9 protein-coding genes are annotated in these 12,657 nt (G+C 74.9%); 6 read left to right on the top strand and 3 right to left on the bottom strand.

Going from position 1 to position 12,657, the window contains the following annotated elements:
• Window positions 1-226: 226 nt before the first annotated feature.
• From ACF1AL_RS05815 to ACF1AL_RS05825, 3 genes are all read left to right on the top strand, one after another.
• Entirely contained in the window at window positions 227-1,060 is an 834-nt protein-coding gene (locus ACF1AL_RS05815) for an alpha/beta fold hydrolase (RefSeq protein ID WP_391779054.1), read from the top strand.
• A gap of 209 nt (window positions 1,061-1,269) precedes the next feature.
• Window positions 1,270-2,853, top strand: a complete 1,584-nt coding sequence (locus tag ACF1AL_RS05820) for an alkaline phosphatase D family protein (RefSeq protein ID WP_391779055.1) — start codon at window positions 1,270-1,272, stop codon at window positions 2,851-2,853.
• Window positions 2,854-3,126: 273 nt separating this feature from the next.
• Window positions 3,127-4,578 carry a GNAT family N-acetyltransferase gene (locus ACF1AL_RS05825; RefSeq protein WP_391779056.1) on the top strand — a complete coding sequence of 484 codons (1,452 nt, stop codon included), beginning with the start codon at window positions 3,127-3,129 and terminating at the stop codon, window positions 4,576-4,578.
• Window positions 4,579-4,778: 200 nt separating this feature from the next.
• Here ACF1AL_RS05825 and ACF1AL_RS05830 read toward each other — a convergent pair whose 3' ends face one another.
• Window positions 4,779-5,969, bottom strand: coding sequence for a trans-sulfuration enzyme family protein (locus tag ACF1AL_RS05830; protein ID WP_384209576.1), 1,191 nt, complete (start codon window positions 5,967-5,969; stop codon window positions 4,779-4,781).
• Between the two features lie 156 nt (window positions 5,970-6,125).
• On the opposite strand from ACF1AL_RS05830, the gene ACF1AL_RS05835 reads away from it, so the two are divergent.
• Window positions 6,126-6,614, top strand: a complete 489-nt coding sequence (locus tag ACF1AL_RS05835; protein WP_366840759.1) for an Lrp/AsnC family transcriptional regulator — start codon at window positions 6,126-6,128, stop codon at window positions 6,612-6,614.
• A 145-nt stretch (window positions 6,615-6,759) separates the two neighbouring features.
• Window positions 6,760-8,448, top strand: coding sequence for a DUF885 domain-containing protein (locus tag ACF1AL_RS05840; protein ID WP_386583772.1), 1,689 nt, complete (start codon window positions 6,760-6,762; stop codon window positions 8,446-8,448).
• Between the two features lie 130 nt (window positions 8,449-8,578).
• On the opposite strand, the gene ACF1AL_RS05845 is transcribed toward ACF1AL_RS05840, so the two are convergent.
• Window positions 8,579-9,058 carry a rhodanese-like domain-containing protein gene (locus ACF1AL_RS05845; RefSeq protein WP_391779057.1) on the bottom strand — a complete coding sequence of 160 codons (480 nt, stop codon included), beginning with the start codon at window positions 9,056-9,058 and terminating at the stop codon, window positions 8,579-8,581.
• A gap of 128 nt (window positions 9,059-9,186) precedes the next feature.
• Here ACF1AL_RS05845 and ACF1AL_RS05850 point away from each other — a divergent pair, with 128 nt between their 5' ends.
• Window positions 9,187-9,633 (top strand): Lrp/AsnC family transcriptional regulator, encoded by a 447-nt coding sequence (locus ACF1AL_RS05850; RefSeq protein WP_366840763.1) that lies wholly within the window; start codon window positions 9,187-9,189, stop codon window positions 9,631-9,633.
• Between the two features lie 38 nt (window positions 9,634-9,671).
• Here ACF1AL_RS05850 and ACF1AL_RS05855 read toward each other — a convergent pair whose 3' ends face one another.
• The gene (locus ACF1AL_RS05855) at window positions 9,672-12,653 is read right to left on the bottom strand and encodes an AAA family ATPase (protein ID WP_391779058.1); all 2,982 of its coding nucleotides are present in this window, start codon (window positions 12,651-12,653) and stop codon (window positions 9,672-9,674) included.
• Window positions 12,654-12,657: the final 4 nt, after the last annotated feature.

Here is a 12,657-nt window from a genome sequence, read left to right on the forward strand (position 1 = left end):
TTGGCGCCCTTGTTTATTAAAGGTTGTTGCACTTGTCTGCGACCATAGGGCGACGCACACCCTTGGTCAAGACCAATCCTCGATCGCTGGGCGGCTTCACAGGCGCTGTGCGGTGCGGCGTTCACGCAGCGTTCGCATGTGACCACCCGTCCGGGGGGCTACCCGTCGGTAGTAATTACTGACAAGCTGTCTACCTGCGTCTGTCGGTGAGTCCCGAGGAGCCCGCATGTCCGCCACGCTCTCGTTCAAGGTCCCCTCCGCGCACGGCCCGCAGCCCGTGACGGTCTCCTACGCGCGCGTGGGCCGAGGCGCGCCGCTGCTCCTGCTGCACGGCATCGGCCATCACCGGCAGGCCTGGGACCCGGTGGTGGACATCCTCGCCGCCGACCGCGACGTGATCGCCGTGGACCTGCCCGGCTTCGGCGCCTCGCCGGCGCTGCCGGAGGCACTGGCGTACGACCTGCCGACGACGACCGCCGTGTTCGGCGCGCTGTGCGAGGCGCTGGACCTGGACCGGCCCCATGTGGCGGGCAACTCCCTGGGCGGGCTCATCGCCCTGGAGCTCGGCCGGGAGCGGCTCGTGCGGTCGGTGACCGCGCTGTCACCGGCCGGCTTCTGGTCGGAGGCCGAGCGGCGGTACGCCTTCGGCGTCCTGCTCGCCATGCGGGGCATCTCGCGCCGGCTCCCGCTGCCGCTCGTCGAGCAGCTGTCGCGTTCGGCGGCCGGCCGCACGGTCCTCACCAGCACGATCTACGCCCGGCCGGGGCGCCGCGCCCCCGAGACCGTGGTCGCCGAGACCCGGGCGCTGGCCGAGGCGACCGGGTTCGCGCCGACGCTCACGGCCGGTTCCACCGTCCGGTTCACCGAGGACATCCCGGGCATCCCGGTCACCGTGGCCTGGGGCAGCCGGGACCGGCTGCTGGTGCCGCGTCAGGGGGTGCGCGCGAAGCAGATCCTGCCGCGGGCGCGGCTGGTGCGGCTGCCCGGCTGCGGACACTGCCCGATGAACGACGACCCGGCCCTGGTCGCGCGGGTCATTCTCGACGGCAGCCGAGACTGACGTCACACCGGCGGACCCGACGGGGCTGATGTGACGTCAGCCCCGTTGCCGTGACCAGGCGTCGGGAGGGATACGGCGTTCGGCCGTACGCCGGTGTCGCCTGCTTCCCCCTCTTCCAGGGGCAGTTGTTCACTTGTGGTTTGCGTGTGCGCCGCGGTGCGCCAGTAGGTGTGGGGGCGCATCGGCTGAATACCGCCCCTGGAGGCTCCATGTCGCACCGTCCGCATCCCGGCCGCCGCAGTGTGCTGCGCGGCTCGCTGGCCGCGTCGGCGGCCCTGTCCCTGCCCGCCGGGCTCGGCGCGGCTCCGGCGTTCGCGCTGTCGGGGCGGCCGGAGGCCGGCTGGGGCGTGCAGGCGGGCGACGTGACCGCCGACTCGGGCCTGATCTGGGTGCGCTCGGACCGGCCCGCCCGGATGATCGTCGAGACGTCCGCAACCGACTCGTTCCGCAACGCCCACCGCTGGCAGGGGCCGCTGCTCGGCCCGGACACCGACTTCACCGGCACCACCCGGCTGCACGGACTGCCGCCCGGTGAGCAGATCCACTACCGGGTGCGGCTCGCCGACCCCGACGACCCGCGCCGCACCGGCGAGCCGGTGGCCGGAACCTTCCGTACGGCTCCCGCGCGGCGCCGGCAGGGCGTGCGGTTCGTGTGGTCCGGCGACCTGGCCGGGCAGGGCTGGGGCATCAACGAGTCGATCGACGGCTACCGCATCTTCGACGCGATGGCCAAGCTGGACCCGGACTTCTTCCTGTGCAGCGGCGACACCATCTACGCCGACGGCCCGATCGCGGCCACCGCCGCCCTGCCGGACGGCTCGGTGTACCGGAACGTGACGACCGAGGAGAAGGCGCACGTCGCGGTCACCCTGGACGACTACCGCGGCAACTTCCGCTACAACCTGCTGGACCGGGCGCTGCGCCGGTTCAACGCGCAGGTGCCGAGCATCATCCAGTGGGACGACCACGAGGTCCGCAACAACTGGTATCCGGGCGAGGTCATCGGCACCGGCACCCCCTACCCGGCGGGCACCCGGCTGGACGACCTGGCGGCGCGCTCCCGTCGGGCCTTCGCCGAGTACTTCCCGATCTCCACCCTGGGCGCCCGCCGCGACGGCCGGATCTACCGGGTCGTCCACCACGGTCCGCTCCTGGACGTGTTCGTGCTGGACATGCGCACCTACCGCAACGCCAACTCCCCCGACGACCAGACCACCGACCCGCAGGGCATCCTGGGCCGCGAGCAGCTGGAGTGGCTCAAGCGGGAACTCGCCCGCTCCCGGGCGGTGTGGAAGGTCATCGCCGCGGACATGCCGCTCGGCCTGGTCGTGCCCGACGGCGTGGAGGGCAAGCCGAACTTCGAGGCCGTCGCACAGGGTGACCCGGGCGTCCCGCTGGGCCGCGAGCTGCAGATCGCCGAGCTGCTGCGGTTCGTCAAGCACCGGCGGATCACCGGCACGGTGTGGCTGACGGCGGACGTGCACCACACCTCGGCGCAGCACTACGACCCGTCGCGGGCCGCGTTCAAGGACTTCGCGCCGTTCTGGGAGTTCGTCTCCGGCCCGCTGAACGCCGGCGCGTTCCCGGCCAGCGCGCTCGACGGCACCTTCGGTCCCGACCGGGTGTTCGTGAAGGCGCCGGCCCGGGGGAACGTCTCGCCGGCCGAGGGCTACCAGTTCTTCGGCGAGGTCGACATCGACGGCGACAGCGGCGAGCTGACCGTCCGGCTGCGCGAGCAGGACGGGACCGTGCTGTTCACGCAGGTGCTCCAGCCGGGCCGCGTCGGACAGTGACGGAACGGGCCCGGCCGGGCAGCCGGGAGGCGGCCACCCCGAACGGCTCCCGGTGGCCGGCCAGGTCACGTACCCTCTGTATCCCCGTCGCGCCCCGGCGTCATCCCCCGGAGCGCGGCGCGGGTCAACTCGGCGGGCGGGTAAGGCCGTAGACCCCTGCGGACGCCCACCGTCGGAATCAGGACATCGGTCGCATCAGGCCCAGAAGCACGCTTTACCCATCGGTCACAAGACGTTCGTGATCACGCAACACCGTTCCTTCACAGTGGCTGCATGACGAGAGACATGGTGAAGCGCGCGAAGCACGGGCGTGCCGCGCACCACTGGCGGCGGGACGTGGTGGAACTGGCCGCCATGTTCACGGCGGTGGCCGTGGCGGACGGCGTGGCCAACCTCATCGGGCACGGCCCGGACGGACCGGCGCTGCTGGTGGTGTCCTCGGTGGTGCTGGCGGCGACGGCCGGCTTCCACACGTGGTGGTCACGCAGGCACGGACACGCACCGCCGGCCGGTGATACCGGCGCCCGGCCGGGCTCCGTCGAGCCGCAGGCCGGGCCGGACGACGTCGCGCCGCGGTCCGCGGACGCCGTGGGCGGCGAGAGCACCCTGTGGCGGATGCGCACGACCGTCCGCGACGAGCCGGGTGCGCTGGCCGCGCTCTGCACGGCGCTGGCCGGGCACCGCATCGACATCCTCAGCCTGCAGGCGCACCCGCTGGGCGAGACGGCGGTGGACGAGTTCCTGCTGCGCGCTCCCGGCACGCTCAGCTCGGCGGAGCTGACCCGGGCGGTGGCGCTGGCCGGCGGCACCGGCACCTGGATCGAGCGGGCCGACGCCCACGACCTGGTCGACGCCCCGACCCGGGTCCTGGGCCTGGCCACCCGGACCGCGCTGGACGCGGCCGAACTGCCGCTGGCGCTGCGCCAGCTGCTGGGCCGGTGCACCATCCGGACGCTGCCCGCGACGGCGCCCGGCGGCGGGCGCGGCGCCGACACCGTGCCGGTGGAGGGCGTGCTGGAGGACACGGTCATGCGGCTGCGGGCGCCCGAGGGCGGCGTCCTCACCGTGGAGCGGCCGTATCTGCCGTTCACCCCGACCGAGTTCGCGCGGGCCCGCGCCCTGGTGGAACTGGACGCACGGCTGGGCCCGCGGGTCCCGGTCGGCACGGACGTCCTGACCCTGCCCGAGGGCAACCCGATCACCGTACGCCGGGCCGACCCCGGGGACCTCAAGGCCGCGAAGGCGATGCACGAGCGCTGCTCGGCGCGCACGCTGTCCCTGCGGTACCACGGGCCGGTCGGGGACGCCGACCGGTATCTGAACCACCTGCTCAGCCCGCGCTTCGGACGCACCCTCGCGGTGCAGACCGCCTCGGGCCGGATCGTCGGCCTCGGCCATCTGCTGTGGGACGGCGACGAGACCGAGGTCGCGCTGCTCGTCGAGGACGAGTGGCAGCGGCGCGGCATCGGCGCCGAACTGCTCGGCCGGCTGGTGGCCATGGCGAGGGACGCGGGCTGCGAGAGCGTGTACGCGGTCACGCAGGCGTCCAACACCGGCATGGTCGCCGCGATGCGCGGCCTCGGGCTTCCCCTCGACTACCAGATCGAGGAGGGCACCCTCGTGATCACCGCACGGCTGGAGAAGATCTCGGCGGGTTCCCGGCTGCCGTACGACGCGCAGCGGCGGGCCGTCGAGCAGTACGACGGAAGCGCGGCGCGGGACTGACAGCGCCACACGGACGGCCCGGCGGACCACCGCCGGGCCGTTTTCCTGTCACAGCGCGCAACACCGCGTCATCGCACGGGCGGTACCGGCGACGATCGGGCCCGCACTTCCGCGTCTCAGCACGGGCCACCCCGCGTCTTCGCACGGGCCACCCCGCGTCACCGGCCACCCCGCGTCCCCGCCGCCGCTCGCGGGAACGGTCAGTGCGCGGCCCCGCTCGCCTGCGCGTGCGCCGGCTCCGTCGTCCTTCCCCGGGTGCCGTCCAGCGCGCCGTCCAGGTCCGCCCACAGGTCGTCCACGTCCTCCAGGCCCACGGACATGCGCAGCAGCCGGTCGCTCACGCCGGCGCCGCGCCGGTCGTCGGCGTCCACGATGCGGTGGCTGATGGACGCCGGGTGCTGGATGAGGGTGTCGACGCTGCCCAGGCTGACCGCCGGGGTGATCAGCCGGACGCCGGCGATGACCTCGTGCGGGTCCCCGTGCACCTCGAAGGCGACCATCGCGCCGCCGATGCGCGGGTAGTGCACCCGGCTCACGCGCGGGTCGGCGGCGAGCCGGCGGGCGAGTTCGGCGGCGGTGGCGGAGGCGGCCCGCACCCGCACCGGCAGCGTGGACAGCCCGCGCAGCAGCAGATAGCCGGCCAGCGGGTGCAGGACCCCGCCGGTGGCGAACCGCACCTGCCGCAGCCGCCCGGCGAACTCCTCGTCGCAGGCCACCACGCCCGCCATCACGTCCCCGTGCCCGCCGAGGTACTTGGTGGCGCTGTGCAGGACCAGCCGCGCGCCCTGCTCGGCGGGCCGCTGCAGCACGGGCGTGGCGAAGGTGTTGTCGGCGAGCAGCGGCACCGAACCGCAGGCATGGGCGACGGCGCGCAGATCGACCTCCGCGAGCGTCGGGTTCGCCGGGGTCTCCACCATCACCAGGCCGGTGTCGGGGCGCAGGGCGTCGGCGATGCCGGCCGGGTCGGTCCAGGTGACCTCGGTGCCGAGCAGCCCGGCGGTGAGCAGGTGGTCGCTGCAGCCGTACAGCGGCCGTACCGCCACGACGTGCCGCAGGCCCATCGAGGCCCGCACCAGCAGGACGGCGCTGAGCGCGGCCATGCCGCTGGCGAACGCGACGGCGGACTCGGTGCCCTCCAGGCGGGCCAGGGCGGTCTCGAAACGGCCGACCGTCGGGTTGCCGAGGCGGGCGTAGACGGGCGGGCCGTCCAGGTCGGCCCCGGTGGTGGCGAAGGCGTCGATCCGGGCGGCCTCGCCCCGGCTGTCGTACGACGGGTAGGTGGTCGACAGGTCGATCGGCGGGGCGTGCAGGCCCTGACGGGCGAGGTCGTCGCGGCCGGCGTGCACGGCCTCGGTGGCCAGTGCTCTGCGGGTGGTACGGGCGGTGTCCACGGGCGCCTCCACAGGGATCTCCTCGGCGGGGTCCACGCGGGCACCCCTGGGCGGTTCCAGGGGCCCCCGGGCCGACGCCGGAGCGGCTCGGCTCTGGGCGCCAAGGGTGAACACCGGCCGGGCTCGGGGGGCGGTTTCCCGTGCTACGTTCGGCGCATGGCCGAATCCGTCGTACTGGATCCGGTCGATCTGCATCTGCTGCGGCTTCTGCAGAACGACGCCCGGACCACGTATCGCGACCTCGCCGCGCAGGTCGGGGTCGCCCCGTCGACGTGTCTGGACCGGGTGACGCGGCTGCGCCGCTCCGGGGTGATCCTCGGCCATCAGCTGCGGCTGAACCCGGCCAAGCTGGGCCGCGGGCTGGAGGCGTTGCTGTCGGTGCAGGTCAGGCCGCACCGGCGGGAGCTGGTGGGACCGTTCGTGGACCGCATCCGGGCGCTGCCGGAATCGCGGACCGTCTTCCACCTCACCGGCCCCGACGACTACCTCGTGCACGTCGCGGTGGCGGACATGGCCGACCTCCAGCGCCTGGTCCTGGACGAGTTCACGGCCCGCCGCGAGGTCGCCCGGGTGGAGACCCGGCTGATCTTCCAGCAGTGGGACTGCGGCCCCCTGATGCCCCCGGACCGGCCCGGCGCGCCGTAGACCGTCGCCGCGCGCCCCCGGCGCCGGAGCGCCGGCGTCCGCTGCCGGCGGCGTCCCGGCCGCCCCGGGCGAAATCCGGTCGGCGGGCGCAGCCATAGGGCAAACCCTGCTGACGCGGCACCGGAATCCGTATGAGGATGTCCGCATGTCAGAGATCAAGAGCCCGCTGCCCCGTGAGGTCGCCGACGCGTACGTCGACGAGCTCATCGCCCTCGACCCGATCACCGGTACCTACCTCGGCGTACCGGAGAGTTCGAGCCGGATGCCCGACACCTCGCCGGCGGGTGCCGACGCGCTGGCGGCGCTGGCGCGGGCCACCCTGGCGAAGCTGGACGAGGCGGAGCGCCGGCCGGGCGCCGACCGCGACATCGAGCGCCGTTGCGCGCGGCTGCTGCGTGAGCGGCTCACCGCCGAACTCGCCGTGCACGAGGCCGACGAGCACCTGCGCGCGGTCGGCAACCTGCACACGATGCCGCACCAGGTGCGCGAGGTGTTCACGGTGACCCCGCAGCAGACCGAGGAGGACTGGGCGGCCATCGCCGAGCGGCTGCGCGCGGTGCCGCGGGCGCTGGCCGGATACCGGGAGTCGCTCGCGCTCGGCCTGGAGCGCAAGCTGTACGCGGCGCCCCGCCCGACCGCCACCTTCGTCGGGCAGCTCACCGAGTGGGCGGACACCGGGCAGGGCCGCGGCTGGTTCGAGGACTTCGCCTCCGCCGGGCCCGAGGCGCTGCGCGCGGAGCTGGACGAGGCGGCGCGCGCGGCGACCGCGGCGGTCGCCGAGCTGCGGGACTGGATGCGCGACGTGTACGCGCCCGCCGTCGAGGGCGCCCCGAACACCGTGGGCCGTGAGCGCTACGCCCGCTGGTCGCGCTACTTCAACGGCACGGACCTGGACCTGGACGAGGCGTACGCGTACGGCTGGGCCGAATACCACCGTCTGCTCGGCGAGATGAAGCAGGAGGCGGAGAAGATCCTGCCCGGCGCCGCGACCCCGTGGGTGGCGCTCGCCCACCTCGACGAGCACGGCCGGCACATCGAGGGCGTCGACGAGGTCCGCGCCTGGTTGCAGGGCCTGATGGACGAGGCGATCGACGCGCTCGACGGCACCCACTTCGAACTCGCCGAGCGGGTGCGGCGGGTGGAGTCCCGTATCGCGCCGCCCGGCGGCGCGGCCGCCCCGTACTACACGCCGCCGTCGGAGGACTTCTCCCGCCCCGGCCGCACCTGGCTGCCCACCATGGGGCAGACCCGCTTCCCCGTCTACGACCTGGTGTCGACCTGGTACCACGAGGGCGTCCCGGGCCACCATCTGCAGCTCGCGCAGTGGGCGCACGTCGCCGGGGACCTCTCGCGCTACCAGTCCTCGGTGGGCATGGTCAGCGCCAACGCCGAGGGCTGGGCGCTGTACGCGGAACGCCTCATGGACGAGCTGGGCTTCCTGAAGGACGCCGAGGAGCGGATCGGGTACCTGGACGCCCAGATGATGCGGGCGCTGCGGGTGATCGTGGACATCGGCATGCACCTGGAGCTGCCGATCCCGGCGGACTCGCCGTTCCACCCCGGTGAGCGCTGGACGCCGGAGCTGGCGCAGGAGTTCTTCGGCACGCACAGCAGCCGGCCGGCGGACTTCGTGGAGAGCGAGCTGACCCGGTACCTGACCATGCCCGGCCAGGCCATCGGCTACAAGCTGGGCGAGCGGGCCTGGCTCACCGGCCGGGAGAACGCCCGCGCGCGGCACGGCGACGGCTTCGACCTGAAGGCCTGGCACATGGCCGCGCTCTCGCAGGGCTCCCTGGGCCTGGACGAGCTGGTCGAGGAGCTGTCCCGGCTCTGACCGGCCGGGGCCGGGGCCCGGTCTCCGGCTCCGTCCCCGCCCTGGCCCGGCCCCGGCCCGGCCCGGGCCCGGCGGGGGCCCGGCCGATCAGCGCCGGAAGCCGCCTTCCGAGTCGACCCTTTTCGCGCCGTCAGCAGCCGCAGTCCGCGTCGTCCACGGGCGCGGTGAGCGGGTCGGCGGCGCGCTGTTCGCGGCCCTCCCAGGTCTCGTACGCGAACCCCTCGCGGACCCAGTACTCGAAGCCGCCGAGCATCTCCTTGACCCGGTAGCCGAGTTCGGCGAGGGCGAGCGCGGCGCGGGTCGCGCCGTTGCAGCCGGGCCCCCAGCAGTACGTCACCACGGGCACGTCCGGGTCGAGAAGCTGCCTGGCCTGCTCGGGGATGAGGGCCGTGGGCAGGTGGACCGCTCCGGGGACGTGCCCCTGGTCCCAGGCGGCGGTGGAGCGGGAGTCGAGGAGGACGAAACCGGGGTCGCCGCCCGCCGCGAGCGCGGCGGCGACGTCCGAGACGTCGGCGTGGAAGGCGAGCGAGGCGCGGAAGTAGGCGGCCGCCTCGGCGGGGGCGGCGGGCGGGACCCTCAGGACGGGGTGGGTGGCGGTCTCGGCGGTCATGGTCGGGCCTTTCAGCAGGTGAGGAGCGTCGACGACCGGAAATCTACGGCCGGTTGATCACCTTCTTGAAGGGGCGTTCCCCGGTCCGTGCCTTGTGCGGCCGTGGATTTCCCTGCTATCCCTCGGGGATGACCGCGTTTTCCCCGGACGCCACCGACTGGCGCATCCTCGACGTACTGCAGCGCGACGGACGGGCCAGCTTCGCCGAGCTGGCGCGCGCCGTGTCCATGTCCCCGAGCGCGGTCACCGAGCGGGTGCGCCGGCTGGAGGAGGCCGGGGTGATCAAGGGGTACGCGGCGGTGGTGGACCCGGAGCGGCTGGGACTGCCGATCCTGGCGTTCGTACGGCTGCGCTACCCGAACGGCAACTACAAGCCGTTCCACGACCTGGTCGCCGCCACGCCGGAGATCCTGGAGGCGCACCACGTCACGGGCGACGACTGCTTCGTCATCAAGGTCACCGCCCGTTCCATGCGCCACCTGGAGGAGGTGTCGGGACGGATCGGCGCCCTGGGGTCGGTGACGACGAGCGTGGTGTACTCGTCTCCGCTGCCGGGCCGCGCGCTGAGCCGGTGAGCCCCGCGCGGCGGTGACCGCTGCTGCCGACGCCCCGGTCAGTGGCCGCGTCTGCGCAAGTCCGAGCCCGTTCTGCCCTTGACGACCTCCAGCTGGGCGTGGACGCGGCGGCGCAGGTCGGCCACATGGCTGACGATGCCGACGCTGCGGTCCCGCTCGCGCAGGGAGTCCAGCACGTCGAGGACCTCGTCGAGGGTCTGGTCGTCGAGGCTGCCGAACCCCTCGTCGATGAAGAGCGTGTCCAGCCGCACCCCGCCCGCCTCGTCGGTGACGACGTCGGCGAGGCCGAGGGCGAGCGCGAGGGACGCGAAGAAGGTCTCGCCGCCGGACAGGGTCGCGGTGTCGCGTTCGCGGCCGGTCCAGGCGTCGACCACGTGCAACCCGAGCCCGCTGCGGCCGCGTCCCGTGCGGTCGTCGGAGTGGACGAGGGTGTACCTGCCGGACGACATGCGCTGCAGCCGCGCCGTCGCCGCCGCGGCGACCTGTTCCAGCCGGGCCGCGAGGACGTACGACTCCAGCCGCATCCGGCGTTCGTTGTCGGCGGAGGTGCCGGCGGTGAGGGCGGCCAGCCGCGCCACCCGGTCGTACTCCTCGCGCAGCGGGGCGAGCCGGCGGACGCCCTGCGCGGCGTGCGCGGAGAGCCGGTCGAGTTCGGCGCAGCGGCGGGCGGCGGCGTCGCGGGCGGACGCGGCAGCGCGCAGCCGTTCGGCGGCGTCGGTGGCGGCCCGCTCGGCGGCGGCGACATCGGCGGGCGGCTGCTGGGCCGCGGCCGCGGCATCCGCCTCGGCGAGCAGCGCGCGCACGGCGGCCTCCTCTGCCTGCCAGGCGTCCAGCCGCCGTTGCAGCGCGCGGTGGTCGGCGTCGGAGAGCAGTGCCTCGGCGGCGTCCCGCGGGGTGTCGAACCCCGCGCGGAACGCGGCGTCGGCCAGCCGCGCGTCGGCGTCCTTGAGCCGCTGGGCTGCGTCCTCCGCGGCGCGTACGGCGTCGGCGGCGTCGGTGAGCAGGGCGGCCCGCCGCTCCAGCTGGGCGGCGCGCGCGGCGACGCTGGCGGCGGTGCCGCGGGCGTGCGCGAGCTCCTCCTCCAGCAGGGCCCGCTCCCGCTCCAGCCGCTCGCGGTGGCCCACCCGCTCCGCCACGCGTACGGCGGCCTGCTGGCGGTCGGCGCTGCGGCGCTCCCGCTCCTGCTGGGCGCGGCGCAGTTCCTCCTGGGCGGCGTGCAGCGCGGAGGCGTCCCGCCGGGCCTGGCCGAAGAGGCGCTCGATCTCGTCGGCCTCCCGGGTGAGCCGGTCGAGCGGGTCGTCGCCGGCCTCGGCGCCGGCGGCGGCCAGCGCCTCGCGGACGGCGCCGTGCCGCCGTTCGGCTTCGTCACGTCGCTGCTGCGCCTGCTGGTAGGCGGCGAGCGCGGCGTCCTCGGCCTCCCGGTCCACGTGCCCGGCGTCCTTGCGGGCGGGCGCGGGGTGCTCGGTGGCGCCGCACACCGCGCAGGGCTCGCCGTCCGCCAGCCGGGCGGCCAGCTCGGCGGCGATGCCGTCGAGCCGCCGCTCCTTGACCTCCAGCCAGTGCTCCTTGGCCGCCAGCGTCTCCTGTTCGGCGCGGCGGACCTCGGCGGCGGCGGCCTCCGTCTCGGCAGCCAGCCGGTCCCTCTCGCGGGCGGCGCGCACCCGACGCTGGGCGGGTTCCCGCCGCTCGGCGAGCTGTTCGGCCCGGGTCGCGGCCTCTTGCGCGGCGTCGATACGGGCCTGCAGGCCGGCCCGGGTCTCCTCCCACCCGGCGAGCCATTGCTCGGCGTCGGCGAGTACACCGTCGTCGGCGCGTTCCTGCCGGTCCAGACCGGCGCGTTCGTCGAGGAGGACGGCGAGACGCTGTTCGGCGCGGCGGGCCGACTCCAGTCCGCCGAGCTCCTCGGCGGCCCGGCGCGCGGCAGCCGCGAGTCCGGTCGCACCGGCCTCCGCGTACGTCTCCGGCAGCAGGGCACGCGCGCGGGACTCCTCCCGCGCGGCCCGCTCGTGGTCGGCCTCGGCGGCATCGCGCAGCTCCAGCGCCGGGGCGACCGCCTCCGCCTTGCGGGAGCGCTCCATGCGCGCCTGCGCGGCACGGTGGTCCCCGGCCCGCTCCTCCAGCAGCCGGGCGCGCTCACGGGCCTGCGCGAACCGCTCCTGGAGCCGGGCCAGTTCCCGCGTGTCCTCCAGGGCGCGGCCGGCGGCGGCGTGCGCGGACTCGGCGGCGGCGAGCCGGCAGTGGGCCACCGTGAGCTGCTCGCGGGCGGTGGCGCGGGCCACCGCGGCGGCGGCCAGCACGGCGTCGGCGAGGCCCGGTTCGCCGGGGGCCAGCTCGGGCAGCTCCATGGCGTCGCCCGCGGCCTGCTGCATGCGGTGGGCGTCGGCGAGCAGGGCCGCGTCGCCCTCGCGCACCTGCGCCTCGGTGGCACGGCGGCGGTCGGCGAGCCGCTTCTCGACATCGGCGAAGCGCTGGGTGTCGAAGAGCCGGCCGAGCAGGCGGCCGCGGGCCTCGGCGTCGGCGCGCAGGAAGCGGGCGAAGTCGCCCTGCGGCAACAGGACGACCTGGCAGAACTGTTCGCGGCTCATGCCGAGGAGCCGGCTGATCTCCTCGCCGATCTCCTGGTGGGAGCGGCTGAGGTCGCGCCAGGCGCCGGCGGCGGCGTCGTACTCGCGCAGCCAGGTCTGGGCCTTGTCGGTCGTGGTCCCCTTGCCGCGCAGCTTGGGGCGCTCCCAGGGCGGCTGGCGGGTGATCTCCAGCCGCCGGCCGGCGACCGTGAGGTCGAGGGTGACCTGGGTGCGGATGCGCGGGTCGGCGTGGTCGCTGCGCAGGGTCATGCCCTGGCGGGCGCCCGGTACGGCGCCGTACAGGGCGTAGCAGACGGCGTCGAGCACGGACGTCTTGCCGGCGCCGGTCGGGCCGTGCAGCAGGAACAGCCCGGCCGCGGACAGCGCGTCGAAGTCGACGCTCTGCTCGCCGCCGAACGGCCCGAACGCCGTGATGTCCAGCCGGTGCAGCCTCACCGCG

This window comes from Streptomyces sp. NPDC014801 (genome assembly GCF_043082085.1).
Taxonomy (GTDB): domain Bacteria; phylum Actinomycetota; class Actinomycetes; order Streptomycetales; family Streptomycetaceae; genus Streptomyces.